Source organism: Devosia sp. YIM 151766 (assembly GCF_030285925.1).
Classification (GTDB): domain Bacteria; phylum Pseudomonadota; class Alphaproteobacteria; order Rhizobiales; family Devosiaceae; genus Devosia.
Window position 1 is genome coordinate 2,542,899 of the sequence record NZ_CP127251.1, and the last position, 26,315, is coordinate 2,569,213.

Sequence of the window (26,315 nt, forward strand, 5' to 3'; positions counted from 1 at the left end):
ATGTGGCCCAAACCGCGCTCGTCCGGGAAAGACGCCGGTCGAGGTCATAGGCGATAACCGTCCTCTTGAGGGGCGCAAGGAGACCGGCCACTTCCAACAGATCACTTGCCCGCATTCGCACGGCAATACTTTGGCAATACCTGTTCCTTGCCGGCATTAAGGTTAAAGTTTTAGGTTAAGTGAGCCTTAAGAAGTTTCCTCGATAAAGGTTGTATCGACTGGTGTCGTGGCAACCAAAGGAATTACTTCCATGCGTAAGCTCACCCTTGCGGTGCTGGCGGCGGGAGCTGCCCTGATCGGGCCGGCCATTGCCGCCGACATGCCCTATTATCCGCCCATCATCGAAATCCCCGACGTGGATTACGGCTATACCGGCTCGCTCTATTTGCGCGGCAGCGCCGGGCTGAACCTGATGTGGGCCGGTCAGGTGAACCATCCGACCGCCACCCCTTCGGCCTTCGAGGTCGATGGCTTCGGCTATGGCTATTCCTACGGCGTCGGCGCCGGTTACGAGACGGGAACCGGCCTGCGTGTCGATCTGACGGTCGACCGGCTGCATAATGACGGCATGCGCGCCACGATTAACGATTCTTCAGGCAATGTCGCCAATGGCGTCCACAGCCTCAATCTTCGCTCCACGGTCGTCTTGGCCAACGCCTATTACGATGTCGGCTTCGGCGACGGCTATTCGGCGGCCGGCGGCCCCTTCGGCTATGTCGGCGGCGGCGTTGGCGTTGCCTATAACGACATGGTCACCACCGGTCCCGGACCGGCCGACACCTGGGGCAAGAATACCAGCTTTGCCGCTGCCGGCATGGCGGGCCTCGGCTACGATTTCGGCCAGGTCGTCGCCGATCTGGGCTATCGCGCCCTCTATATCAACCGCATCGAAAATAGCACCGCGACCGCGCCCTATTCCATCGATGACAATTGGGTGCACGAAGTCCGCGGCACAGTACGCTACCGCTTCAACTGATCGGCAGGGGGTGGAGCGCCACGTCCGCCAGATGACGGTTCTGGAGGCCGGTGTCTAAACGACACCGGCCTTTTCTTGTTTCGCCTTCCCGCTCAGGCGCCGGTGACGCGCCAGATGACATCGCCGACATCGTCGGCCATCAGCACCGCCCCATCGCCGGCAATGACCACGCCCACCGGGCGGCCATAAGAATGCTTCTCGTCCGGCGACAGGAAATCGGTGAGGATGTCGCGCGGCATGCCGACCGGCTTGCCGTTCTGGAATTCGACGAAGGCCAGCTTGTAGCCGGAGAGTTTCGAGCGGTTCCACGAGCCATGCTGGCCAATGGCCATGCCCTGCGGAAAGCCCGGCAAGGTGCCCTCCGGCAGCCAGCACAGGCCCAGCGACGCGGTATGGCCGCCCAAGGCATAATCGGGCTGCAGGGCTGCGGCCACCTTGGCTGCATCCTGGGGCACGCGGTCGTCCACCACCCGGTCCCAATAGCAATAGGGCCAGCCGTAAAAGCCGCCATCCACCACCGAGGTCAGGTAATCGGGCGGCGTCTCGTCGCCCAGGCCGTCGCGTTCATTCACCACGGTCCAGAGCTGCCCGCCTTCAGGCTCCCAGGCCATGCCCACCGGATTGCGCAGGCCGCCGGCGAAGATCCGCGACGTGCCGCTGACCAGGTCCAGTTCGTGGATGCAAGCGCGGTTTTCCTCCACCGCCATGCCGTGATCGGCGATATTGCTCAGCGAGCCCACCGCCACATAAAGCTTGGTGCCGTCCTTGCTGGCGATCAGGTTGCGCGTCCAGTGCCCGCCGGGGATCAGGTCCATCAGCTTGCGGCCCGGCGCGGTGATCCGCGTCGTCCCCGCTTCATAGGGAAAAGCCAGCACCGCATCGCTGGCGCCGACATAGAGAATGTCCCCGATCAGCACCATGCCGAAAGGCTGGCGTACATTCTCGATCAGCGCATGGCGTTCCTCGGCCACCCCGTCGCCATCGGCGTCGCGCAGCAATGTGACGCGATTGGGACTCTCGCCTCGCGCCTTGGCCCGCTTCATCGTCGCGGCCATGGCATGGTCGAAGATGGAATTGGGCTTGCCGTCCTCGCCCATCGATTCGGCCACCAGCACGTCGCCATTGGGCAGGACCAGAATATTGCGCGGATGGTCCAGCCCCTTGGCGAAGGCATTGACCTTGAGCCCCGCTGCCGGCGTCGGCCGGTGATCGCCTTCCCAGCCCTTGGCCGTCGGCATTTTCAGCGTCGGAATCTTGCCCTGCGGCTTGGGATCGGGAATGGCCGGCGCCGTGCCATAGGCCGGCGGGCGCGGTCCGTCGCCGGAATGGCGGACAGCGACGGCTACGCCGCCGACAAGAGCTACAAGGCGGGCAAAAAGTGTAGGCTCGGCCATGGGTCGTCTCGAAATGCTGGAGCAAGGAATGGAAAGAAAACCACGCTAATCGGTTTACCGGACGAGGACCAGAGCCGCGCCGGAAAAATCACATTTTTCCGATGCCCGCCATCTCGCGCCGACGATGCGGCTTGCCAGCAACGGCCAAACATGCAATCTGATCCTCGCTTTCGGTTCCGCCATGACGCGCGGATCAAAAGGGAATACCGGTGCGGATTACCCATCAGGGGCCAATTCCGGAGCTGCCCTCGCAACTGTAAGCGGCGAGCTTCCTGCATTCACCACTGATCCTTAGCGATCGGGAAGGGGCGGGACGCGACCGAGCCGCGAGCCAGGAGACCTGCCGCCAGCACTGACCATGAAGCCGGGCGAGGTGTCCCGGCAGGGGGCGCATATGGGTTTTTGCACGTCTGCACTATCGCAAAACGCTGGGCTGCCTTCCCCTTTGGGGAGTGGCGAATTTGCGCCCTGACGCCGTCCTCTATCTCGTCAGCCAGCCCTATCTCAGCGCTCGCCGCTTCCGCAATCTCAGCCAGGGGCTGATTGCCGCCTCGACGCTGCCCGCCGCCATCGCCCGGATGGAAGGCACCGGACCGGGGCCGATGGAGGCGCTTGACGAACTCGTCGCCTCCGGCGCCCGCACCATTCTGGTGCAGCCGGTAGGCCTGCCCTTTTCCGACAGCCTCGCCGCCTGGCTGCCCGGGGCGCTGGCCCATTGGCTAGCCCGGCCCCGGGCGGAGCATGTCGCCCTGGCGCTGGCCGCCGACCAGGTGGACGACGCTACCGTGCTGCAAGCGCTGGCCGGCTCGGCGCTGGCCAAGGCCCCGGCCGCCCGTCCCATCGCGCCGGAACAGGCCGCCATCACCAATCCCGGCTGGCAGGAACCGCCGCCCTTCCGGCATCACCTGCTGGTCTGCAGCGGCCCGCGCTGCACATTCCGCCAATCCGGAACGCTCAGGCAGGCGCTCGACACCGAGCTGCGCCGCGCCGGCATTCGCGACGATTGCCTGATCACCCAGACCGGCTGCCTCTTTCCCTGCAATCAGGGGCCGATGCTGGCCGTCTATCCCTCCGGCCGCTGGTATCGGCTGGAAAACCATGCGGATGTCGCCCGCTTTGCGACCGCCCTGGGAGCCAATGACAGGCTGTCCGAACTGCTCATCCACGAGGTGCATCATGAAGCCCATTAGCCTCTTCGCCATTGCCGCTCTGGCCCTGGCCTCCAGCCCTGCCCTAGCCGAAACGCCCAGCATCGAAAGCTGCGAGACCGTCTCCGGCTTCGAAGCGGTGCCCAGCCGCGTCATCACCCTCAACCAGCAAGCCACCGAAATCATGCTGGCTTTGGGCCTCGAAAGCCATCTGGTCGGCACCGCCTATATCGATGATGCCATCCCGGAGCGCTGGCAGGCCGCCTATGACAGCGTGCCGGTTTTGTCCGAGCGCTATCCGGCCCGCGAAGTGGTGCTGGCCGAAAACCCCGACCTGCTGTTTGCCGGCTTCAATTCCGCCTTCGGCGAAAAGGCCCTGGGCGCCCAAGAGGACTGGAACGATCTGGGCATCGGCACCTATCTGGTCAATGTCGAATGCCGCAACCTGCACCCCGCCGATGTCAAGCTGACCACCGAGCCGCTTTTCATCGATCTGGAGCGCATCGGCGCCCTGTTCGGGGTCGAGGACCGGGCCGAAACGGTAGCCACCGATATCCGCTCCCGCCTGGCGGCAATCGCCGGCGCCAATCCCGGCCAGGGCCGCCGCGCCTTCCTCTATGATTCGGGCACCGAAACCGCCTTCTCCGCCGGTTGCTGCGGCGCGCCGGGCCTGCTGCTCGACGCCGTGGGCCTCGAAAACATCGCCGCCGAAGTGGAAGGCCGCTGGGCCGACCTGGCCTGGGAGGCGGTGGTTGTGGGCGATCCCGACGTCATCGTGCTGATCGAGGCCGAATGGTCCACCGCCGAGGATAAGATCGCCCATCTCAAGGCCGATCCGGTGCTCTCCGAACTCGACGCCGTCCGCGAGGAGCGTTTCGTCACCATCCCCTTCTCGGCCACCGTCCTCGGCATCCGCTTCGTCGAAGGCGTCGAGCAATTGGGCGCCGACCTGGCGGCGCTGGACTAAGACGGAAGGGCGGCGCAGGAGCCGATAGAAACCGTGCCGATAGAAAGTGAAGTCCAAATGATCCGCCCGCGCGGCAGAATCGTCACCGCCTTTGCAGTCACCGCCATCGCGCTGCTGCTGGCTGGGCTAGCCGGAATCTATTGGGGCACCGCCAATCTTTCCTGGAGCGCGCGTCTCGATGCCCTGCTGCGCCTGCCCGAGGCGGAGCGGCATCTGGTGCTGATCATCTGGGAATGGCGCCTGCCGCGCGTTCTCATGGTGGCCTTGGTCGGCGGCGCCCTGGCGCTGTCGGGCACGGTCATGCAGGCTTTGCTGCGCAACCCCTTGGCCGATCCCTATCTGCTGGGCCTCTCCTCCGGCGCCTCGGCGGCCGCCACCGCCGCCATTGTCTGGCTGCCGGCCGCCTTCGTCGCTTCCATCGGCCTGCCGCTCCTGGCTTTCGGCGGCGCCGTTCTCGCCTTTGTCGTCACGCTGGGCCTGGCCTTCAGCCCGGCGCGCGGACTCGACCGGCTGGTGCTGATTCTGGCCGGCATCGCCGTCTCGCTGTTCTTCCAGTCCATCTCCGCCTTTTTCCTGCATATCGCCGACCCCCATGTCACCCAGGCGGCTTTGCAATGGCTGATGGGCTCGGCGGCCGGCACGACCTGGGGCGATCTGCTGCCCCTCGCCCTGGCCTTGCCCCCGATAATCGCCTTCTCGCTCTGGTTCGCGCCCATGCTCGATGCCGTCCTGCTCGGCGACGAGCGGGCCACGGCGCTCGGCGTGCCGGTCGCCTGGCTGCGCATCGGCTTCTTCACCGCCGCGGCGCTGCTGACCGGCCTGTCGGTGGCCGGGGCCGGCATTGTTGGCTTTGTCGGCCTCATCGTGCCGCATATGGCGCGGCTGCTGATCGGCGCCACCCATCGCCGGCTGGTGCCGCTGGCGGTGCTGCTCGGCGCGCTGGTGCTGGTGGTGGTCGATCTGCTCTGCCGCATCGTGCTGGCGCCCGAGGAATTGCCGCTCGGCGTGCTGTTGGCCCTGTTCGCCGCCCCGCCTTTCATCGTCATCCTGCGGAGGGTTCGCAATGGCATCTGAACCCATTCTCACGGTCCGGCAATTGGGCCTGGTCAAGCAGGGCAAATCGCTGCTCGACGCGGTGAGCTTCACCCTGCAACCCGGCCGTTTCTATGGCCTGCTCGGCCCCAATGGCGCCGGCAAGTCCAGCCTGTTGCGCCTGCTCTACCGCGCCGATCGCCCCAGCCGGGGCGCTATCGGCCTGGCCGGCGAGGAAATCGGCGCCATGGCCCGCCGCCGCTACGCCGCCCGGGTGGGCGCGCTGGTGCAGGAACAGGTCAATCTGGCGGGCCTCAGCCTGCGCGAAGTGGTGCGGCTGGGGCTGCTGCCGCTGCGCTTGCCCGCCGAACAGGCCGAAGCCCGCATCGCCGCGGCGCTGCACGAGATCGGCCTTGGCCACCGCGCCGAAGACGATGCGGCACGCCTGTCCGGCGGCGAGCAGCAGCGCCTGTTCTTCGGGCAATTGCTGGCGCTCGATCCCGAACTCTACCTGCTCGACGAGCCGCACAACCATCTCGACCTGCACTTCCAATATCGCCTGCTCGACCAGGTCCGCCGCCGCGGCCGCACCGTTCTCGCCTCCTTCCACGACCTCAACCTCGCCGCCCGCTATTGCGATGAGGTGCTACTGCTCGACCACGGCAAGCTGGTCGCCCAAGGCCCCGTCGACGCCGTGCTCACCCGCGAGAACCTGGCCCAAATCTACCGCGTCGACGGCCAATTCCGTGATGGCCAGCTGACCGTGACCGGCTCGATATGACGACCTCAACGGTTTGCAATATTTCTTGGGGGCCTGCTTTCGCGCAAATCCATCGGCCTTTCGCCTTCCAGGGGGCGATAGGGCGAAAAAATCCGAGCACCACCACCAACGCCACCAATCCCCATTGACGCCCGAGCCGCACAGGTTTATCTCCCGCCTCAGGACATCTCGCCCTAACGCGAGACGCATAGGCCTGGGAGGGCCGCTTGATATGGCTGCAATGCCCCAAACCGCACCGGCGGTAAAACCGGCTAATCCAAATTTTTCGTCGGGTCCCTGCTCCAAGCGTCCGGGTTGGACGATTGACGTGCTTGCCGGCGCCCTGACCGGCCGCTCGCACCGCTCCAAGCCCGCCAAGGCGCGCATTCAGCAGGCGATCGATCTGACGCGCGAACTGCTCGAAGTGCCCGCCGATTACCGTATCGGCATCGTCCCCGCTTCCGATACCGGCGCGGTGGAGATGTTCCTCTGGAGCGCCCTCGGCGCCCGAGGCGTCGACATGCTGGCCTGGGAATCGTTCGGCGCCGGCTGGGTCACCGATGTCACCAAGCAGCTCAAGCTTCCCGATGTCCGCCTGCTCGAAGCGCCTTATGGCGAATTGCCCGATCTCGCCCAGGTCGACTTCACCCGCGATGTGGTCTTCACCTGGAACGGCACCACCTCGGGCGTCCGCGTCCCCGACGCCGAATGGATCCCAGCCGACCGCCAAGGCCTCACCATCTGTGACGCCACTTCTGCCGCCTTTGCGCAGAAGCTCGACTTCGCCAAGCTCGATGTCGTCACCTTTTCCTGGCAGAAGGCACTGGGCGGCGAAGCCGCGCACGGCATCCTGATCCTGTCACCCCGCGCCGTCGAACGGCTTGAAACCTACAAGCCTGACCGTCCTCTGCCGAAGATTTTCCGCCTGACCAAGAGCGGCAAGCTCATCGAAGGCATCTTCAAGGCCGAAACCATCAACACCGTCTCGATGCTGTGCATCGAAGACGCCATCGACGCCATGCAATGGGGGCTGGAAATCGGCGGACTCAAGGCCATGCAGGCCCGCGCCGACGCCAATTTCAGGGTGCTGGCCGATTGGGTGGACAAGACCGATTGGGTCGATTTCCTCGCCAAGGTCCCCGGCCAGCGGTCCAATACCTCGGTCTGCCTCTCCATCGTCGATCCCGCGATCACCGCTCTGGATGATGACGCGCAGGCCGCCTTCGCCAAGGCCATGGTCGCCCGCCTCGACAAGCTCGGCGTCGGCTATGATTTCGGCTCCTACAAGGACGCCCCGGCGGGGCTGCGCATCTGGGCTGGCTCGACCGTGGAGGCCTCCGACTTGGCGGCTCTGACCCCGTGGCTCGATTGGGCCTTCGCCGAGGAAAAGGCCGCTCTCAAGATCGCCGCCTAACCCGACCCGCACGGAACCCGGCCTCGTCCTTCGACCAGCAGGATGAGGCCTGCCATCTCAGATTTCCGCGGTCTCGCCGGTTCAGATCGTGCCGCCGCACCCAATTCAGGGACACCCAAATGCCCAAGGTTCTCGTTTCCGACAAGCTCAGCCCCACCGCCGTCCAGATCTTCAAGGACAATGGCGTCGAGGTCGATTACCTGCCCGATCTGGGCAAGGACAAGGATAAGCTGCTCGAAGTCATCGGCCAATATGACGGCCTGGCCATCCGCTCGGCCACCAAGGTGACGGAAAAAATCCTTGCCGCCGCGACCAATCTCAAGGTCATCGGCCGCGCCGGCATCGGTGTCGACAATGTCGACATCCCCGCCGCGACCAAGAAGGGCATCATCGTGATGAACACGCCCTTCGGCAATTCGATCACCACGGCCGAGCACGCCATCGCCATGATGATGGCCCTGGCCCGCCAATTGCCCGAAGCCGATGCCTCGACCCGCGCCAGCAAGTGGGAGAAGAACCGCTTCATGGGCGTCGAGGTCACCAACAAGATTCTCGGCCTGATCGGGGCGGGCAATATCGGCTCGATCGTCGCCGACCGGGCCCAGGGCCTCAAGATGAAGGTCATTGCCTTCGACCCCTTTCTGACGCCGGAACGGGCCCAGACCCTGGGCATCGAAAAGGTCGAACTCGACGACCTGCTCGGCCGCGCCGATTTCATCACCCTGCACACGCCACTGATCGACGCGACCCGCAACATTCTCAACGCAGAAAACCTGGCCAAGACCAAGAAGGGCGTACGCATCGTCAATTGCGCCCGCGGCGGCCTGATCGATGAAGATGCGCTCTATGCGGCGCTGAAGTCCGGCCAGGTGGCCGGGGCCGCGCTCGACGTGTTCCTGACCGAGCCGGCCGAGAACAACCCATTGTTCGAACTGCCCAATGTCATCTGCACGCCGCATCTGGGCGCCTCGACAAAGGAAGCGCAGGAAAACGTCGCCCTGCAGGTGGCCGAGCAGATTTCGGCCTATCTGATGACCGGCGAGATCACCAATGCGCTCAACTTCCCGTCCATTTCGGCCGAGGAAGCCCCCATCATCACCCCCTGGGTGAAGCTGGCCGAAGCCCTGGGCTCCTTTGCCGGCCAGCTCACCGAAACGGCGATCAGCGGCATCAAGATCGAGTTCGAGGGAACCCCGGCCAACCTCAATATCCGCCCGATGATCGCCGCCGCCATCAACGGGGTGCTGAAGCCGTCGCTGGGCGATGTCAACATGGTCTCGGCACCGCAGGTCGCCAAGGATCGCGGCATCGTGGTCGAGACCACGACACGCGACCAGCAGGGCGCCTATGAGGGCTATATCCGCCTGACCGTGACCACCGAGCGCCAGACCCGGGGCATTGCCGGCACGCTGTTCGTCAACGGCAAGCCGCGCATCATCCAGGTCAAGGAGATCAATATGGAGGCCGAACTGACGCCCTCCATGCTTTACGTCACCAATGAGGACAAGCCCGGCCATATCGGCCGCCTGGGCACGCTCCTGGGCACGCTCGGCATCAATATCGCCAATTTCAACCTCGGCCGCGCCGAAATCGGCGGCGACGCCATCGCACTGGTCTCGATCGACGGTGCCCTCTCGGAGGATCAACTGACCCAGATCGCCCAGCTCGAAGGCGTCAAGCAGGCCAAAGCCCTCAAGTTCTGAGCCATCTGCACCGCCCGCCCGCTCGCCCCCGACAGGGCCGGGCGGACGGGCAGGCGAAAATGCCGCTATTTTGCCGATAGTGCGGCTTGGTCATCACCGTCTTAGTGATATAAGAACAATCGGACTTATCCGCGTTCGGCCATAGTCGAAGCAGGCCAACTGACCGAAGGCACGGATGTCCAATCAATCGAAGGGCCCTGCCGTAATGCCGGGCCTGTTGTCGCGCGTTCTTTGGGGAAGACTGGAATATGGCGAATGTGGTTGTCGTCGGCTCGCAATGGGGCGACGAGGGCAAGGGCAAGATCGTGGACTGGCTCAGCGAGCGCGCCGACGTGGTGGTGCGCTTCCATGGCGGCCACAATGCCGGCCATACGCTGGTCATCGACGGGGTAAGCTACAAGCTGTCGCTGCTGCCTTCGGGCCTGGTGCAGGGCAAGCTATCGGTCATCGGCAATGGCGTGGTCGTGGATCCGCACCATTTCGTCGCCGAAATGGCGAAGCTGCGCGGCCAGGGCGTGAACATCACCCCCGAAGTGCTGCGCATTGCCGATAACGCGCCGCTGATTCTGTCGCTGCACCGCGAATTGGACGGCCTACGCGAGGATGCCAATTCCGGCCTCAAGATCGGCACCACCCGCCGCGGCATCGGCCCGGCCTATGAGGACAAGGTCGGCCGCCGTGCCATCCGCCTGGTCGATCTGTCCGAACCCGAAACGCTGATGCCCAAGATCGAGCGGCTGCTTACGCACCACAATGCGCTGCGCCGCGGCATGGGGCTCGAGGAAATTTCCGCCAATTCCATCTATGAAGAGCTGACCTCCATCGCCGCCGATATATTGCCTTTCATGGACCAGGTCTGGCGGGTTCTGGAAGACAAGCGCCGCGATGGCGCCCGCATCCTCTTCGAAGGCGCGCAGGGCGCCCTGCTCGACAACGATCACGGCACCTATCCCTTCGTCACCTCCTCCAACACAGTGGCGGGACAGGCGGCAGCCGGCTCGGGCCTCGGCCCCACCGCCATCGGCTATGTGCTGGGCATCACCAAGGCCTATACGACCCGCGTGGGCGAAGGCCCCTTCCCCTGCGAACTCGATGACGAGATCGGCGAGCATCTGGCCGTCGTCGGCCGCGAGGTCGGCGTCAATACCGGTCGCCCGCGCCGCTGCGGCTGGTTCGATGCCGTGCTGGTGCGCCAGACCGTCAAGACCTCCGGCATTACCGGCATTGCCCTGACCAAGCTCGACGTGCTTGACGGGCTCAAGGAGATCAAGATCTGCGTCGGCTACGAGCTGGATGGATCACGCATTGATTATTTGCCTGCCTCAATGGGGGCACAGGCGCGCGTTAAGCCCATTTACGAAACGCTGGAAGGCTGGTCGGACACGACTGCGGGTGCGCGCTCCTGGGCCGAATTGCCGGCGCAGGCCGTCAAATATGTCCGTTATATCGAAGAGCTGATCGGCGCGCCGGTGGCCCTGTTATCCACCAGTCCGGAACGGGCCGACACCATCCTTGTGGTCGACCCATTCCAAGACTGATAAATTTTGTTAAAAGACTGCGCTGTCAGAGTGAGTACCAAATAGCCAATGGCGGATTACAAGGAGCTGTTGCGTCGGGCAATCTCGGCGCTGCCGGAGAATAACGGGGCCGCGCGGCGCGCGGTCTATGAAAAGGCGCGCTCGGCCCTTGTCGGTCAATTGCGCGCCATCCAGCCGCCTCTGGCCGCGCGCGACATCACTCAGCACCGCCTGCAGCTCGAAGACTGCATCCGCCAGGTCGAACAGGAGGCCAGCGAGGCCGTCATCAATCTGGGTCGCGAGGGCGTGCTCGCAGCCCGCCCTGCCCCTGTCGTCCCCGAACCGCAACCGGCAAGGCCCACGCCGCCGGCCGATCCGGTCCCCGCGCCGGATGAACCGCCGGTCCAGCCCGAGCCGGGCGGAGCAATCGATGACGCGGCGGCGGATGAAGCGGTAAAGCCCGAACCGCCGGTAGACAAGCCGGCGCCTGTCCCGGACGAGCCGGCGAAAACGAAATCCATCGAAGACCTGATCTCCGAGGCGGCGGAAACCTCGGGCATCGAAATTACCCATGTGGACACGCCTGCCGCCGAAACCGCCGCCGAGGACATTCCCCCGGCTGGCGGCGAGCCGCTGTATCGGCCCGAACCGGCGCCGGCGCCATCCTTCTTCTCCCCGCGTCGCCAACCGGCCCCTTTCGAACCGGCGGCTAATGCCGGATCGATCTCCGTCCCGCCCCGGATCGAGCCGGGCCTGGGTAGCACGGCTTTGGCGCGGCAGCCTGTTGCCGAGCCGGTCCTTATCGAGCCGCCCCTGCCGGTCGAGCCGGCTTTGTCCGCCATCCGCGAGGTCGAGGTGGAGGGCCATGAGGCGCGCGAGGCCGAAGGGGCTATCGAGCGGGCCATCGAGACCCTGGACCGCGAAGCGCGGGGCGAGGCCACCGCGCCGCTGCCCGAAACTGAAGCTCAGCCCGACCTGATCGGCGGTGGGGAGCGCGGCGACGAAACCGGTTTTGCTGCTGCCGAAGCCACGACCCGCCCGGGCGCGGGCCTCACGATTTTCCTCATTGTTTTTGCCTTGCTGCTGGCCGGTGTCGGCGGCGCCGGGTTGTGGGCCTGGCGCGAAGGCTATGTCGATCTCGACCAGATGTTCGGGCGCGGCGACGCCGGGATCACCGAAACGGCGCAGACCAGCGACCAGCCTGCTTTGCCGACCCTGGACGCCAACCCGGCCGATCCCATGACCGATGTCGAGGGCGCTGCCGGTCCGGGCAATACCGCCACCACCACGGCCTCGGAACCGACCAGCGCGCTGGAGGGTCTGGAGCCGGATGATCGGCTGGAGCCCACTCCCGAAGCGGTGACGCCGACCGGGACGGAATCCGTCTTGCCCTCCATCGGCACCGGCGAAAGCAAGACCGAGGAACGGCTGTCCGGCCAGGACACCACTATCGGCGCCGCCAGCGATCCTTCGGCCAGCGTCGATCCGATCAATCTGGCCGGCAATCAATCGCTATTGCTGGAAGCCTCGACCGATGGCCAGAGCGGTGCCGTGCCCTTCTCGGGCACCGTGGATTGGACGGAAGGCGTCGACGATATCGGTCTGCCGACCCTGGAAGGACGCGCCAGCATTCCGGCCCGCAATCTGGACGTGTCGATCACTATCCGCAAGAACAGCGATCCGATCCTGCCCGCCAGCCATCTGATGGAAATCAGCTTCGACGTGCCCGACACCTTCATGGGCGGCTCGATCGCCACCCTGGCCGGCGTCTTGCTCAAGGACGAGGAATTGGTGCCCGGCACCGCCCTCAGCGGCGCGGCGGCGCGCGTCGTCGGCAATTCCTTCCTGTTCGCGCTCAATGCCTCGCCCAGCGACGTGGCGGCCAATTCCGAATTGCTGCAAAGCCGCCGCTGGATGGACCTCGCCGTCATCTATGGCACGGGCCGCAATGCCATCCTGACACTGGAAAAGGATGAAGAGGCGCAGGTCCTGTTCGACCGGGCCCTGGCCGCCTGGGCGCAATAGCGACGGAGCGCGTTCAGACGCGCTCCAGCCGCCCGTCGGCAATGCGGTAATGCCGGTCGGCCAGGGCGGCGATGTCGTCGGCATGATGACTCACCAGAATGGTGTGCCAGCCATGGCGGCGCGTCAGGTCGCCGACCAGGTCACGGATCGTCTTGCGCGTCTCGTCATCCAGCGCCGAGAACGGCTCGTCGAGCAGCAGCACGGCGCGATTGCGCAGGAGCGTCCGCGCCAGCGCCACCCGCTGTTTCTGGCCGCCGGACAGGGTGGAGGCAAGCTGGTCGGCAAAGCCGGACAGGCCGACTTCGGCCAGGGCCGCGGCGATGCGGTCGCGGCCTTCGGCCCGGCCGGTGCTTTTCGGCAGACCGAGCCGGACATTGTCGGCGGCGGACAGATGGTCGAAAAGATTGTCGGCCTGGAGCAGCAGCGATACCGGCCGCGTCTCGGGCGGCAGCGGCAACAGGTCGGCGCCGTCCAGCGTCAGCACACCGCTGACCGGCCGCTGGAAACCGGCGACGAGATCGAGCAAGGTCGATTTGCCCGACCCGCTTATGCCGGAAATTGCCGTTATTTCTCCAGGACTTGCCTCAAGCGAGAAGTGATAGGGCGCCTGGTCCGGATAGGCGAAGATCAGATCATCGGCGACCAGCATGGGCGATCCTTTCGATGAGGCGGGGCAGGAAAATGAAGGCCAGGATCGTGCCGATCAGCAGGATGGCGGCGATGGCGGCGGCGTCGTTGTTCCGATAGGAGCCCAGCGCCCGGTACATCATCAGCGGCAGGGTCTGGAAATCCTGGGTACCGAACAGGGCGATGACGCCTAAGTCCCCGAGCGAGAAGCAGAAACTCAGCGCCAGCATCAAGCCGATATCGCGGCCCAGCAGCGGATATTCGATGCGGATGAACTGCCTCCAGCCATCCAGACCAAGCGAGCGGATCAGCTTGCCACGGGTGCGGATAATGGCGTCGAGAGGCGGTACCAGAGTCGCAATGGCGAAGGGCAGTGCTAACAGACTGTTAGCGCTGACCACCACAAATGGCGCCGCAACGCTGGCGGCAATGCCGAAATTGCGAACCAGCAGGAAAAACCCCAGCGACAGCACCACGGCCGGCACGGCGAGATAGGCATAGGCCGGCATGCCGAGCAGCGTCCGCGCCGCCGGATTGCCCGCGGCGCTGCGACCGAGCGCCAGCATCAGCGCCAGGATCAGCGTCAGCAGCGCCGAGGCGGTGCCGATGCCGATAGAGGTGGCGGTGGCGCGCCAGAATGTCGGCTGACCCATCACCCGCCCGAAGCCGCCGACGACACCGTCATACAGCACCGAGAGCAGCGGCAGGGCGAAGCCGAGCGTCGCCAGGATCAGCACCAGCCATTGCAGGAGACGCGCTCCGGTCCCGTCGCGCCAGCGCGGTGCGGCGGAGCGGCCCAAAGCGGCGGGCACCGGCGTGAAGGCCGAGGCGACGAGAATGACGATGGCGCAGACGCCGATCTGGGTCAGCGCCAGGCGCACGGCGCCGGCAAGATCGAAATCGAGGCGCACGGCGGAAAAGATCGCCACTTCCAGCGTCTGATTGGCCGGTCCGCCGCCCAGCAGTAGGACGATGGGGAAGCTGGTAAAGGCCAGAAGGAAGATGATGGCGCCGAGGCCGGGCAGGCTGCCCGCCATGGCCGGCCAGTCGATCAGCCGGAACCGCTGCCCGGCGGAGAGCGCCAGCGACTGACCGACCTTGAGCCGGCCGGCCGGAACGGCATCGAGCCGCGCCAAGAGGATACGGGCGGCAAAGGCACCGTCGAGCAGCACATGGGCCAGCAGAATACCGGACAGGCCATAGGCGGGGCTGTCGAAGCCGAATCCGAACAGCGATTGGCTGATCTGGTTGATCCAGCCATTGCGACCCCAGATGGACAACAGGCCGAAAGCGACCACCATGCCGGGCGTAACGATGGCGGCGGCGAACAGCCCGACCACCAGATCGCGGCCCGGAAAGCGCAGGCGATTGAGCGACCAGGCAATGGCCATGCCGGCGGCGAGCGACAGCACGGTGGTCAGACCCGCCTGAATAGAAGTCATCCGCAGGAGGTGCGGAATGTCGACGCGCGAATGCCCGCTCGCATCGGTAGCGGCGGCCAGGATGGCCCAGAGCACCGCCGCGATCAGCGCGGCGATGGCGAGGGACAGGCCGGTGGCGAGCGCGATGCGCAGCGGGCGGCGCGGCAGGATCAGCATCTTGTCACTCCTGGAGGTCCCCCTCACCCGCCCCTCGGGCACCCTCTCCCCGACGGGGAGAGGACTAGCAGGTATATGCGATGACCGTTCTTCGCCCCCTCGGGGAGAAGGTGGCGCGCAACCTCGGATGAGGGGGACTTGTCCACGATTGCCGGCCCTACTGCACAGCCGCCAGCATTTCGTCGACCCATTCGGCGGAATGGGCGATGATGTCGGCTTCGGGCAGGGTCAGGGTTTTCTCCGGCTGGGGCAGGCCGGCAAAGCTCGGGTCGAGGGCATCGCCCAGATCCACTACCGGGAACATCCAATTGGTGGTCGGGATATATTGCTGGCCCGCAGGGGAAGCGAGATAGGCCAGGAATTGCTGCGCCAGCTCCTGCTGGTCGGAGGATTTGAGAATCCCGGCCACCTCGATCTGCGGGAAATGGCCTTCCTCGAACAGGGCGGCTTTGATCGTGTGATCGTCCTCGTCATAGATGTGATAGGCCGGCGAGGTGGTGTAGGAGAGCACCATGTCGGCTTCGCCATCGAGGAACAGCGCATAGCTCTCGCTCCATTCGCGGGTGATGGTGAGGATTTTTGGCTTGAGGCCGGCCCAGATCTCCGGGGCCTGATCGCCATAGGCGGCCTTGACCCAGAGCAGCAGGCCAAGGCCCGGCGTGGCTGAACGCGGGTCCTGGATGACGATCTTGATATCGTCCGGCAGGGCGATCAGCTCCTGGAAATTGCCGGGGGGCACCGGCATGGTGTCGGTGTCGTGCATGAAAGCGAAATGCGAATAATCGAAGGGCACGAACTGCGCATCGTTCCAGGCTTCGGGCAGCGCCAGATCGGTCAATTGCAGCCCATGATCGGCGAACAGGCCGGTGGCGCGGGCTTCCCCGGCAATGGCGGTGTCAAGGCCGAGCACGATATCGGCCTCGGTGCTTTCCCCTTCGAGCTGCACCCGGCGCAATGTGCCGATGGAGCTATCGGCCCCGACGAAATTGACGATGCAATCGCAATCGGCTTCGAAACCCTGCTTGAGCGGCACGCCCGGGCCCCATTCGGAGGCGAAGCCGTCATAGGTATAAATCGTGAGAACGGGCTTGTCCTGGGCGAACGCCATGCCGGAGGCTCCGGCAAGCAGGACCGCAAACGCGATGGAAGAAAACTTGACCATAGGGTCATCCCTTCATTCAAGGTTGCGGCCATGGGTGAAGGGTGTGTCAATGGTGAGGACGCCAAGCAAGCGCCCTTGCCATCTCGAACTTCCTCCGCCAGCATGACCTGGTTCAGGTTCAATGGGTAACTCTCAGCTCCGGCAGCAACCGGAACACCCCAGCGAGACGATGCGGACCATATTGAGAGACGACTGAGAGTGCAATCCCCCATTCCAAACCCCGGCGAAACCCCGCCGCTCAGCTTCGACCGCCCCATGGCCATTGTCGGCGGCGGCCATGTCGAACCGGCGCTGTTGCGCGAATTGGCGGCGCGCCATGTCGCCCTGGTCGCCGCCGATGGCGGCGCCGACAGCATCGATGCGGCCGGCTTGGTGCCGGTCGCCATTATCGGCGATCTCGATTCGCTCGCCGACCGCGCCAACTGGGAGAACCGCAGCCGCGTCATTCATATTCCCGAGCAGATCACCACCGATTTCCAGAAGGCGCTCTATTCGACCCGAGCGCCGCTGACGCTGGCGCTGGGCATGACCGGCAAGCGCCTCGACCATACGCTGGCGGCATTGAGCGCGCTGCATGAAGTGGCGCCGAGGCGCCGGGTCATTCTGGTGGATGAAGTGGATATGGCGCTGGCGGTTTGCGGGCCCCTGGCGTTCGCGGCCGCAGCGGGCGAGCGCATTTCCATCCATCCCCTGGCCCCGATCGGCTTCACGCGCTCGGAGGGGCTGCTCTATCCGCTCGATGGACTGGTGCTGGACCCGGTGGGACGGCTGGGCACCTCCAATGCCGGCACTGGTGGGCCGGTAAAGATCGTACCGGCGGACGCCACGCCCTGGCTGCTGATTTTGGGGCGGGAGCGGCTCTGGGACCTGATGGCGGAATGGGGTTAGGGGGACGCCCCTCCCTGCCCATGCCCTCAAGGAATGACTGTTCACTCCGGCTGCTGGCTTGACCGACAGGTTCAGCGGCGCCTTCGCCTTCCTCCTTGAGGGCAGCGCTATCGCATATGGCGTGAGGGACCATGTGTCCCAAAATCACTGCTCGTCACCCTCGCGCTCGACGCGAGGGTTCCTTGTTTGTGGGTTCTGCCGCAAGAGCCCTCGGGTCACGCCCGAGGGTGACGATCCGAGAAGGAGTCGCCGTCGAAGCCATATGCAACATCCCCTTCTCGGGGAAGGAGGCGCGCATTACTGGATTTTCCCGGTGTCACCCCCGCGCAAGCGGAGGCCTCGGTTTGGTAACAGAGGTTCCCGCTTTCGCGGGAATGACGCGGTGGTCGAACGTGGCCCTCCCCTCGAGGGGAGGGCGGGAAGGAGCCGCGTTTAGTGCCCCAGGGCCTTGACGATGTCCTCGGTCATCTTCTTGGCATCGCCGAACAGCATCATGGTATTGTCGCGATAGAACAATTCGTTCTGCACCCCGGCATAGCCGGCGGCCATGCCGCGCTTGATGAACAGCACCGTGCCGGCATCCTCGACATTGAGCACCGGCATGCCATAGATCGGCGAGGTCTTGTCGGTCTTGGCGGCGGGATTGGTCACGTCATTGGCGCCGATGACGAAGGCGACGTCGGACTGGGCGAATTCGGAATTGATGTCTTCCAGCTCGAACACTTCGTCATAGGGCACATTGGCTTCGGCCAGCAGCACGTTCATATGCCCCGGCATGCGGCCCGCCACCGGATGGATGGCGTATTTGACCTCGACGCCGGCAGCCTTGAGCATGTCGGCCATTTCGCGCAAGGCATGCTGGGCCTGGGCCACCGCCATGCCATAGCCGGGCACGATGATGACCTTGCCGGCATTTTTCATCAGGAACGCCGCGTCGTCGGCCGCGCCCTGCTTGACCGGGCGATCGTCTTCCACGCCGCTCGCCGCGGCGCTGGCATCGCCGCCGAAACCGCCCAGGATCACCGAGATGAAGGAGCGGTTCATCGCCTTGCACATGATGTAGCTGAGGATGGCGCCCGAGGAGCCGACCAGCGCGCCGGTGATGATCAGCGCCGTATTGCCCAGGGTGAAGCCGATGCCCGCCGCCGCCCAGCCCGAATAGGAATTGAGCATGGAGACGACGACCGGCATGTCGGCGCCGCCGATGGGGATGATCATCAAGCCCCCGAGGATCAGCGCCAGGATGGTGATGGCCCAGAACAGCATGGGATTGCCGGTCAGGGTGAAGGCCCAGACCAGCACCACGATGGCGACGCCGAAGCCGATATGGATCAGGTGCCGCGCCGGCAAGAGGATCGGCCGGCCGCTCATATTGCCGTTGAGCTTGGCGAAGGCGATGACCGAGCCGGTAAAGGTGAAGGCGCCGATGGCGGTGCCGATCGACATTTCGACCAGCGCCTGGGCGTGGATATGGCCGATGCTGCCAATGCCGAAGGCGTCGGGCGCATAGAGCGCGGCGGCGGCCACGAAGACCGCGGCCAGGCCGACCAGCGAGTGGAAGGCGGCGACCAATTGCGGCATGTCGGTCATCTTCACCGAGCGGGCGATATAGGCGCCGATGCCGCCGCCCAGGCCCAGGCCGCCGACGATCAGCAGCCAGCTGATCCAGTCATCGGGCGCGGCCACCGCCAGGGTGGTGAGCACGGCAATGCCCATGCCGACCATGCCGAAGAGATTGCCTTGGCGCGCCGAGGCCGGGCTGGACAGCCCGCGCAGGGCCAGAATGAACAGAACGCCCGAAACCAGATAGAGAAGGGCGGCGATGTTTGCGTCGATCATTTTCCCGATCAGCCCTTTTTCTTGTACATGGCCAGCATGCGCTGGGTGACGAGGAAGCCGCCGAAGATATTCACGGATGCAAAGACCAGGGCGATGAAGCCGAAAATCCGCGAGGCCCAATTGGCGTCATGGGCCAGATGCACGCCCACGGCGAGCAGCGCCCCGACGACGATCACCGAGGAGATGGCATTGGTGACGCTCATCAGCGGGGTATGCAGGGCCGGGGTGACGCTCCAGACCACGAAATAGCCGACAAAGATCGCCAAGACGAAAATGGCCAGGCGGAAGGTGAAGGGGTCGATTGCGGACATATCCATCTTATTGGCCTTCCTTGGATGCGGCGGGCTTTTTGGCGGCCGGTGTCTTCGTCGCCGGCTTGGCGGCGGCGGCCGGCTTGGCCTTGGGCGCGGCGGGCTTTTTGGCCGGCGCCTTGCGGGTGGCGGGCTTTTTCACCGCGCCTTTCTTCACCGGCGCGTCCTTGGCCTCGGCCTTGGCGGCGGGCTTTTTCGGCGCCGGCTTGGGCACGGCCACGGGCTTGGCAGCCTCGGCAGGCGCCACATTGACGAAATTCGGATGCACGATAGCGCCGTCACGGGTCAGCACCGTGGCTTTCACCAGTTCGTCGTCCCAATCGATGGCGAGCTTCTTTTCCTGCTTGTCGACCAGCGTGTCGATGAAGGAAAGCAGGTTGCGCGCGTAAAGCTGGCTGGCCGTGGTGGGGATGTGACCGGCCAGATTGGTATATCCGATAATGGTCACGCCATTATGGGTGATGACCTTGCCGGGCTGGGTCAGCTCGACATTGCCGCCGCGCTCGGCCGCCAGGTCGACGATCACCGAGCCGGGCGCCATGGATTCGACCATGGCCTTGCTCACCAGCTTGGGGGCCGGACGGCCCGGGATCAGCGCCGTGGTGACGACGATATCCTGCTTGGAAATATGCCCGGCGACCAGTTCGGCCTGCGCGGCCTGTTCGTCCTTGGTCAGCTCGCGCGCATAGCCGCCGCTGCCCGAAGCGTCTTTCAGCGCCTCGGTCATGATGAACTTGGCGCCCAGCGATTCCACCTGCTCGCCGGCCGCGGCGCGCACATCGGTGGCCGAAACCACGGCGCCCAGCCGCTTGGCGGTGGCGATGGCCTGCAAGCCGGCGACGCCGGCGCCCATGACGAAAGCCTTGGCCGGACGCACCGTGCCGGCCGCCGTCATCATCATCGGCATGGCGCGCTCGAAAGCGGCGGCGGCCTCGATCACCGCCTGATAGCCGGCCAGGTTGGCCTGGCTGGAAAGAATGTCCATGACCTGGGCGCGGGTGATGCGCGGCATGAATTCCATGGCCATGGCGGAAATGCCGGCCTTGGCGAGGGCGGCCACATCCTTCTCATTGCCATAGGGATCGAGCGCGCCGATCAGCAGCGCGCCTTTGTTGACGCCGGCCAGATCGGCGGCGGCGGGGCGGCGCACGACCAGGACGATATCGGCGCCCTTGAGCGTCGCGGCGGCATTGGCGCCCATGGTGGCCCCGGCCTCGACATATAATGTGTCGGCGATGCGTGAGCCGGCGCCGGCGCCTTTCTCGACACTCACCTCGGCGCCCAGACCGATATATTTGGCGACGGTTTCAGGGGTGGCGGCCACGCGGCCCTCCCCCTCGAAACGCTCGCGCAAGACGGCAATCTTCATGAAAATTCTCCTACCCGCCTGCCCACGGGCAGGCTAGTCACATCGGCCTGCTTGCTTGGTTTCCGATCAGTGGATGATCAGGAAATAAAGGATCACCATCGTCGCCGCCGAACCGTAGATCGCCCATTTCACGCCGGTGACGAAACCGGAATAGGTGCGCTCATGCTCGGCATAATCCATCGCGGATTCCAGCACTGGGGCGGGATGGGGTTCGGCGGTCTTCTTGGCCATGAGATCCTCGGAAGTATAGTCGTCTAAAGGTGTTACGCCGAAAGTTCCGCCTCAGGGCGAAGTGGCTTCCAGCTCGTCGATCAGCCCTTCGATCATCGACAGGCCGAGCGACCAGAATTGGGGGTCCTTGGCATCGAGCCCGAAAGGCGCCAATAGCTCGGAATGATGCTTGCTTCCCCCGGCCTTGAGCAGCTCGAAATAGCGCTCCGCAAAGCCAGTGCTGGCCTTCTCATACTGCGCATAGAGCGAGTTCACAAGGCAGTCGCCGAAGGCATAAGCGTAGACGTAGAAGGGCGAGTGAATGAAGTGGGGAATATAGGTCCAGAAAACCTCGTAGCCATCATTTGCGATAATGGCCTCGCCCAGCGATTCCGCCTGCACGTCGAGCCAGAGCGCGTTGATTTCCTCGGCGCGCAATTCGCCCTGGCGGCGGGCGGTATGGACCTTGCGCTCGAACGTATAGAAGGCGATCTGCCGCACCACCGTATTGAGCATGTCCTCCACCTTGGACGATAGCAGCGCGAAACGCTGTTTGGGATCGGTGGTCTGCTCGAGCAGCGCCCGGAAGGTCAGCATTTCGCCGAAGACCGAGGCGGTCTCGGCCAGGGTCAGCGGCGTATTGGCCAGGATCGGCCCCTGCGCCGCCGCCAGGCGCTGATGCACGCCATGGCCCAGCTCATGGGCGAGGGTCATGATGTCCCGGGTGCGGCCGAGATAATTGAGCATCAGATAAGGATGGGCGCTAGGCACGGTCGGGTGCGCGAAGGCGCCGGAGCGCTTGCCATTGCCGGCCGGGGCGTCGATCCAGCCCGAATTGAAGAAGGGCTTAGCGATGTCGGCCAGCTCGGGCGAGAACCGGCCATAGGCGTCGAGCACCGTCGAAACCGCGCTGTCCCAATCCCAGATGCGCTCATCGCTGGTCGGCAGCGGCGCATTGCGGTCCCAGGCATTGAGCTGGTCCTTGCCGAACCACTTGGCCTTCATCTTGTAATAGCGATGGCTGAGGCGCGGATAGGCGTCCTGCACCGCCTGTTGCAGCGCGTCCACCACTTCGCGCTCGATCGAATTGGCCATATGCCGGCTGTCGGCGATATCCTCGTAGCCGCGCCAGCGGTCGGAGATTTCCTTGTCCTTGGCCAGCACATTGGTGATGTGGGTGAACAGCCGCACATTGTCCTTGAAGGTGCGGCTCAGGGCGTGAAAGGCGGCTTCGCGCTGGCCCGCATCCGGGTCGGACAGCAGATGCAACGTGGCTTCGAGGTCGAGGCTTTCGCCATTCACGTCGAATTTCAGGCTCGACAGGGTCTCGTCATAGAGCCGGTTCCAGGCCGAGAAAGCGGTGACCGACTTGTCGTGGAACAATTCCTCGAGCCGGTCGTCGAGCTGATGCGGCTTGGCCTTGCGCAGATCGGCGAACCAGATGCGATAACGGGCCAGTTCGGCATCGGCGGCGAAGGCGGCCTCCAGGTCGCTATCCTCGATGCGGTTGAGTTCGAGCGTGAAGAACAGCGTCTTGGTGGAGAGCGCCGTCAGCGCCTCGTTGATGTCGCCCATGAACTTGGCGCGCTCGGGATCGGTGGTGTTCTGCGCATATTGCAGAAAGGCGAAGGAGCCGATCCGCCCGCCCAATTCCTCCATCGCCTCGCTGTCCCGGATCGCCCGTATCAGCCCGCCGGACCTGGTCAGCTCGACCAGCTTGCCCTTGTAATCGGCCTCGAATTTGCTCGCCAGATTCTTGGCTTCGGCCAGTGCCGCCTGGAATTGGGGGCTGTCCTTGCCGGGATAGAGGTCGTCGAGGTCCCAGACGGGCAGGTTTCCGAACTGGTTATGGCCCTGTGATGCGGCGGACATGGAACGCGACTCCCGATAAAGTTTCGGGCCGGACCTTAGCCAGTGGACCGGGCGCTGTGAAGGCCGCTCAACCGGCCACGATGCCGCTGATACCATCCCAGACCAGCTTCAGCGCCAGGAGGAAGACCAGCCAATAGGCCACCTGGTAGAACAGCCTGGCCGAGATGCGGCGCACCAGATAAACGCCGAGAAATACCCCGACCATGCCCACCGGCGCCAAGGCCGCCGCCAGCGTCAGATTGCTCACATTGAGCTGGCCGAGAAAATAATAGGGCACCAGCTTGGACGTGTTGACGATGGCGAAGAAGAAGGCGCTGGTGCCGGCATAGAGCGCCGGCGGCATGCGGCGCGGCAGTGTATAGATCTGGTAGGGCGGGCCGCCGGTATGGGAAATGAAGCTGGTGAAGCCGGCAATGCTGCCCCAGAACACCCCCCAGGGCCTGGAGGGCGGCAGGCCTTCGAGCTTCTTGCGCAGCGGCAGGATGGCGTCGAGGACGAAGAGCAGCGTCACCACGCCCACCATCAGCAGCACCACGGCATCGCTGACCACGGCCCAGAAGGCCCAGCCCGCCAGAGTGCCGATGGCGGCGCCCGGCAGCATGATGCGCAGCAGGCTCCAGTCGCATTCCTTGCGATACATCCAGATGGCCACCGCATCCATGCAGAGCAGCACCGGCAGCATCATGCCGGCGGCGTCGCGCGGCGCCATGACCAAAGCCAGCAACGGCACCCCGACCACGCCGAGCCCGCCCAGCAGCCCGGCCTTGGACAGGCCGACAATCAGCACGGCGGTGACGCAGACCGCGATGAAAACGGGATCGAGCATGGGGAAACGAATCCAGGAACAAGAAGCTTTTAGCTCCACGCCTTGAGGCGCGGTTTGTCAACCATGGGTGGTGTCGAACCACGCCAATGGAGGCCGTGGTGTCACCCGACCTCATCCTGCGACGAGCTCAGGATGAGGTCTGCGGAAGACTGGGTCTCGGGGTGAGGCCTGCGGATCGCCGGATTTGCCGAGGAGCCCTGCCCTCAACCCGCCCAATTCTACCCAAGACCTCATGGTGAGCTTGTCGAACCACGAGGTCGCGCGAGGTGGAGGCCGTGGTGTCACCCGACCTCATCCTGCGACGGGCTCAGGATGAGGTCTGCGAGGAAGGGGTCTGCGCGGCGGCAATTGTCCAGGTGACCTCGCTATCCGAATGCCCGAAACAAAACCCCCGCCTTGCGGCGGGGGCTTGCAAAACCGGCAATCCAGCCGCTCTATTCCTCGTCGGCGCGATCCGTATTGAGCGATTTGAGCTTGGAGAACACCGAATCCGCGTCGATGGCGTCGTCGGCGGGCTGGTGGGCGGGCGCGCGATCGGCATCCTCGAACCCCTCTTCGGCTTCGAAGGAGCTGCGGCCGCCGGCGCGGGCCAGGGCTTCCTCGGCGGTGAGCAGCGTGGTGCCTTCGTTGAAGTCGCTCGGGGTCGGCGCATCCTTGCTGGCGCGTTTGACCTCGAGATCGAGGTCGATCTGGCTGCACAGGCCCAGCGTCACCGGGTCCATGGGCGTGAGATTGGCCGAATTCCAGTGGGTGTTCTCGCGCACCGAGTCGATGGTCGACTTGGTGGTGCCCACCAGCCGCATGATCTGCGCATCCTTCAATTCGGGATGATTGCGCACCAGCCACCTGATGGCATTGGGGCGCTCATTGCGGCGCGAAATCGGGGTATAGCGCGGGCCTTTGCGCTTGACGGCGGCGACGCGCACCTTGGGGTCGGAGACCTTCATGCGGTAATTGGGATCGCCTTCGGCCTTCTCGATCTCCTCGCGGCTCAATTGTCCGTTCTGGATCGGGTTGACGCCCATGATGCCGCCGGCCACGTCGCCATCGGCAATGCCCTGCACTTCCAGCGGATGCAGCGTGCAGAAGGCGGCGATCTGCTCGAAGGACAATGCCGTATTGTCCACCAGCCAGACGGCGGTCGCCTTGGGCATCAGAAGGGTCTGGGACATGGTTAAATTTCTCCTGGTGGCGCGGCCGGTTTTCCTCCGGACCGCTCCGCCTCTTGGTCGAATGCTGAGGGGGAACTGTCGATGAATATAGGGAAAATGCAGCCGATCCGCAATGATTAACTGGGCTTGTTCCCATGGCCGAATGCGGTCATCAGGATCAGCTTGCCGTGATGGCGGCGGCTTTCCATCTCCGCATGGGCCAAGCCAGCCTGTTCCAGCGGAAAGCGCTTGATCGCCGGCTTGATCCAGCCCGGCGCCGCGAGCCTGGGCAGGAGATCATCGCTTATGCGAGCGGCGATGGCGGCCTTGACCGTGCTGGATTGCGGCCGCAGGGTCGAGCCCGACAGGGTCAGGTCCTTGGCCATCATCTGCCGCAGCGGCATATCGGCATTACCGCCCTCCAGCGTCGAAATCTGCACGATATGCCCGCCCCGCGCCGCGGCGGCGACGTTGATCGCGGCCATCGGCCCGCCCACCAGATCCACCACCCGGTCGACGCCATGACCGCCGGTCAGGTCCAGCGCCCGTTGGGCAATGTTTTCGCGCGTCCGGTCGATGACGGCGGCGGCGCCGATGCGGCGGCAATAATCGGCCTTGTCCGCGTCCGAGACCACGGCGATGGCCCGGGCGCCGAGGATGGTGCAGATCTGGATGGCCGCGCCGCCAATGCCGCCGGCCCCGCCATGCACCAGCACCCACATGTCTTTGGCGAGCCCGGCGCGCATCACCAGCGTCTGGGTCATGGTGAACCAGGTCTCGGGCAAGGCGGCGGCTTCGGCGAAGCTCCAGGTTTCCGGCATGGGCAGGACCTGCCCGGCCGGCACGGCGGCATATTCGGCATAGCCGCCGCCATTGGTCAGCGCCATCACCCGGTCGCCCAGGGCAAAATCGGCGACCTCCGTGCCGAGTCCCGCCACTTCGCCGGCCACTTCCAGCCCCGGCAGCGGCGAGGCGCCGGGCGGCGGATCGTAATACCCGCGCCTTTGCGCCAGATCGGGACCGTTTACCCCCGCTGCCGCCACGCGGATCAGCAGGTCCCCTTGCCCGATTTCCGGCAGCGGCAGGCGGCGCGGGGCCAGCACGTCTGGGGCGCCGGGGGCGGTAATGGCGATGGCGAGCATGTCTTGGGGCAAGGTCATGACCGAATGGTCGCGCAACCCGGCTTGCTCCGCAAGGCCGCTGCGCTAAACTTCCTCCGGCAATTACCCGGAGAGCAAACATGGAAGAAGCAGCGCCCCAGCACCCCGCCAAGCATGAGGTCGGCATGGCTCTCGATGCCCTGTCGGTGGAGGAATTGCAGGATCGGATCGGACTGCTGGAGGCCGAAATCCTGCGGCTGCGCGCCACCATGGCCGCCAAGGGAGATTCGCGTAAGGCCGCCGAGGCGGCGTTCAAGCTGTAACACGGTAGAGCGGGCTCGAGCCGGCGGTTAATGCAATCGCGCTTTCGTGAACGCTTAAGGTTAAGAAACAAAGTGCCGTTAAGGGCAAATTAATCTTTGGACG

At 64.9% G+C, this 26,315-nt stretch carries 23 protein-coding genes and 2 riboswitches; of the genes, 11 read left to right on the forward strand and 12 right to left on the reverse strand.

Translation table 11 applies throughout. The features are described 5' to 3' along the window. The first annotated feature begins 250 nt into the window (after positions 1-250). Positions 251-976, forward strand: coding sequence for a hypothetical protein (locus tag O9Z70_RS12535; RefSeq protein WP_286019784.1), 726 nt, complete (start codon positions 251-253; stop codon positions 974-976). 92 nt (positions 977-1,068) lie between these two features. Here the strand turns inward: O9Z70_RS12535 and O9Z70_RS12540 are convergent, their stop codons facing one another. Further along, positions 1,069-2,370, reverse strand: coding sequence for a PQQ-dependent sugar dehydrogenase (locus O9Z70_RS12540; protein WP_286019785.1), 1,302 nt, complete (start codon positions 2,368-2,370; stop codon positions 1,069-1,071). Between the two features lie 154 nt (positions 2,371-2,524). Continuing rightward, positions 2,525-2,732: riboswitch (cobalamin riboswitch) on the forward strand. 99 nt (positions 2,733-2,831) lie between these two features. On the opposite strand from O9Z70_RS12540, the gene O9Z70_RS12545 reads away from it, so the two are divergent. The 8 genes from O9Z70_RS12545 (at position 2,832) to O9Z70_RS12580 (ending at position 12,936) form a co-directional block, all read left to right on the forward strand. Next, the gene (locus O9Z70_RS12545; RefSeq protein WP_286019786.1) at positions 2,832-3,560 is read left to right on the forward strand and encodes a (2Fe-2S) ferredoxin domain-containing protein; all 729 of its coding nucleotides are present in this window, start codon (positions 2,832-2,834) and stop codon (positions 3,558-3,560) included. Beyond that, positions 3,547-4,485 (forward strand): ABC transporter substrate-binding protein, encoded by a 939-nt coding sequence (locus O9Z70_RS12550; protein WP_286019787.1) that lies wholly within the window; start codon positions 3,547-3,549, stop codon positions 4,483-4,485. The genes O9Z70_RS12545 and O9Z70_RS12550 overlap by 14 nt, the downstream gene beginning before the upstream one ends. 57 nt (positions 4,486-4,542) lie before the next feature. After that, the gene (locus O9Z70_RS12555; protein WP_286019788.1) at positions 4,543-5,559 is read left to right on the forward strand and encodes a FecCD family ABC transporter permease; all 1,017 of its coding nucleotides are present in this window, start codon (positions 4,543-4,545) and stop codon (positions 5,557-5,559) included. Beyond that, a complete protein-coding gene (locus O9Z70_RS12560; RefSeq protein WP_286019789.1) occupies positions 5,549-6,298 on the forward strand; it encodes an ABC transporter ATP-binding protein in 750 nt (249 codons plus the stop codon). Before O9Z70_RS12555 ends, O9Z70_RS12560 begins: the two co-directional genes overlap by 11 nt. A gap of 220 nt (positions 6,299-6,518) precedes the next feature. Next, entirely contained in the window at positions 6,519-7,691 is a 1,173-nt protein-coding gene (locus tag O9Z70_RS12565; RefSeq protein WP_286022012.1) for a phosphoserine transaminase, read from the forward strand. Positions 7,692-7,810: 119 nt separating this feature from the next. After that, on the forward strand, positions 7,811-9,394 hold the full coding sequence (gene serA, locus O9Z70_RS12570; protein ID WP_286019790.1) for a phosphoglycerate dehydrogenase: 1,584 nt from the start codon (positions 7,811-7,813) through the stop codon (positions 9,392-9,394). Between the two features lie 248 nt (positions 9,395-9,642). Beyond that, a complete protein-coding gene (locus O9Z70_RS12575; protein WP_286019791.1) occupies positions 9,643-10,932 on the forward strand; it encodes an adenylosuccinate synthase in 1,290 nt (429 codons plus the stop codon). A gap of 48 nt (positions 10,933-10,980) precedes the next feature. After that, the gene (locus tag O9Z70_RS12580; RefSeq protein ID WP_286019792.1) at positions 10,981-12,936 is read left to right on the forward strand and encodes a hypothetical protein; all 1,956 of its coding nucleotides are present in this window, start codon (positions 10,981-10,983) and stop codon (positions 12,934-12,936) included. A gap of 13 nt (positions 12,937-12,949) precedes the next feature. On the opposite strand, the gene O9Z70_RS12585 is transcribed toward O9Z70_RS12580, so the two are convergent. The 3 genes from O9Z70_RS12585 to thiB all read right to left on the reverse strand — a co-directional run bounded on the left by O9Z70_RS12585 (position 12,950) and on the right by thiB (position 16,323). Next, complete coding sequence (locus O9Z70_RS12585; protein ID WP_286019793.1) at positions 12,950-13,585, reverse strand: ATP-binding cassette domain-containing protein; 636 nt, start codon at positions 13,583-13,585, stop codon at positions 12,950-12,952. Beyond that, on the reverse strand, positions 13,569-15,161 hold the full coding sequence (locus tag O9Z70_RS12590) for an ABC transporter permease family protein (RefSeq protein ID WP_286019794.1): 1,593 nt from the start codon (positions 15,159-15,161) through the stop codon (positions 13,569-13,571). Before O9Z70_RS12590 ends, O9Z70_RS12585 begins: the two co-directional genes overlap by 17 nt. Before the next feature lie 157 nt (positions 15,162-15,318). Further along, positions 15,319-16,323 carry a thiamine ABC transporter substrate binding subunit gene (gene thiB, locus O9Z70_RS12595; protein WP_286019795.1) on the reverse strand — a complete coding sequence of 335 codons (1,005 nt, stop codon included), beginning with the start codon at positions 16,321-16,323 and terminating at the stop codon, positions 15,319-15,321. A 72-nt stretch (positions 16,324-16,395) separates the two neighbouring features. Next, a riboswitch (TPP riboswitch) is annotated at positions 16,396-16,494 on the reverse strand. A gap of 27 nt (positions 16,495-16,521) precedes the next feature. Here thiB and O9Z70_RS12600 point away from each other — a divergent pair. Next, positions 16,522-17,211, forward strand: a complete 690-nt coding sequence (locus tag O9Z70_RS12600; RefSeq protein WP_286019796.1) for a thiamine diphosphokinase — start codon at positions 16,522-16,524, stop codon at positions 17,209-17,211. A gap of 432 nt (positions 17,212-17,643) precedes the next feature. Here O9Z70_RS12600 and O9Z70_RS12605 read toward each other — a convergent pair whose 3' ends face one another. The 8 genes from O9Z70_RS12605 to O9Z70_RS12640 all read right to left on the reverse strand — a co-directional run bounded on the left by O9Z70_RS12605 (position 17,644) and on the right by O9Z70_RS12640 (position 25,949). Next, positions 17,644-19,047 carry an NAD(P)(+) transhydrogenase (Re/Si-specific) subunit beta gene (locus O9Z70_RS12605; RefSeq protein ID WP_286022013.1) on the reverse strand — a complete coding sequence of 468 codons (1,404 nt, stop codon included), beginning with the start codon at positions 19,045-19,047 and terminating at the stop codon, positions 17,644-17,646. A gap of 11 nt (positions 19,048-19,058) precedes the next feature. Then, a complete protein-coding gene (locus tag O9Z70_RS12610) occupies positions 19,059-19,367 on the reverse strand; it encodes a proton-translocating transhydrogenase family protein (protein WP_286019797.1) in 309 nt (102 codons plus the stop codon). 1 nt (position 19,368) lies between these two features. Continuing rightward, positions 19,369-20,730, reverse strand: a complete 1,362-nt coding sequence (locus O9Z70_RS12615) for a Re/Si-specific NAD(P)(+) transhydrogenase subunit alpha (RefSeq protein ID WP_286019798.1) — start codon at positions 20,728-20,730, stop codon at positions 19,369-19,371. 66 nt (positions 20,731-20,796) lie between these two features. Next, on the reverse strand, positions 20,797-20,961 hold the full coding sequence (locus O9Z70_RS12620; protein ID WP_286019799.1) for an aa3-type cytochrome c oxidase subunit IV: 165 nt from the start codon (positions 20,959-20,961) through the stop codon (positions 20,797-20,799). A gap of 51 nt (positions 20,962-21,012) precedes the next feature. After that, a complete protein-coding gene (locus O9Z70_RS12625; RefSeq protein ID WP_286019800.1) occupies positions 21,013-22,812 on the reverse strand; it encodes a M3 family oligoendopeptidase in 1,800 nt (599 codons plus the stop codon). Positions 22,813-22,879: 67 nt separating this feature from the next. Beyond that, on the reverse strand, positions 22,880-23,638 hold the full coding sequence (locus tag O9Z70_RS12630) for a sulfite exporter TauE/SafE family protein (protein ID WP_286019801.1): 759 nt from the start codon (positions 23,636-23,638) through the stop codon (positions 22,880-22,882). Between the two features lie 434 nt (positions 23,639-24,072). Beyond that, positions 24,073-24,810: a DUF1013 domain-containing protein gene (locus tag O9Z70_RS12635; protein ID WP_286019802.1), complete on the reverse strand. Its 738-nt coding sequence runs from the start codon at positions 24,808-24,810 to the stop codon at positions 24,073-24,075. Between the two features lie 116 nt (positions 24,811-24,926). Beyond that, positions 24,927-25,949 (reverse strand): NAD(P)H-quinone oxidoreductase, encoded by a 1,023-nt coding sequence (locus O9Z70_RS12640; RefSeq protein ID WP_286019803.1) that lies wholly within the window; start codon positions 25,947-25,949, stop codon positions 24,927-24,929. Positions 25,950-26,029: 80 nt separating this feature from the next. On the opposite strand from O9Z70_RS12640, the gene O9Z70_RS12645 reads away from it, so the two are divergent. Next, positions 26,030-26,212 (forward strand): DUF1192 domain-containing protein, encoded by a 183-nt coding sequence (locus tag O9Z70_RS12645; protein WP_286019804.1) that lies wholly within the window; start codon positions 26,030-26,032, stop codon positions 26,210-26,212. Positions 26,213-26,315: the final 103 nt, after the last annotated feature.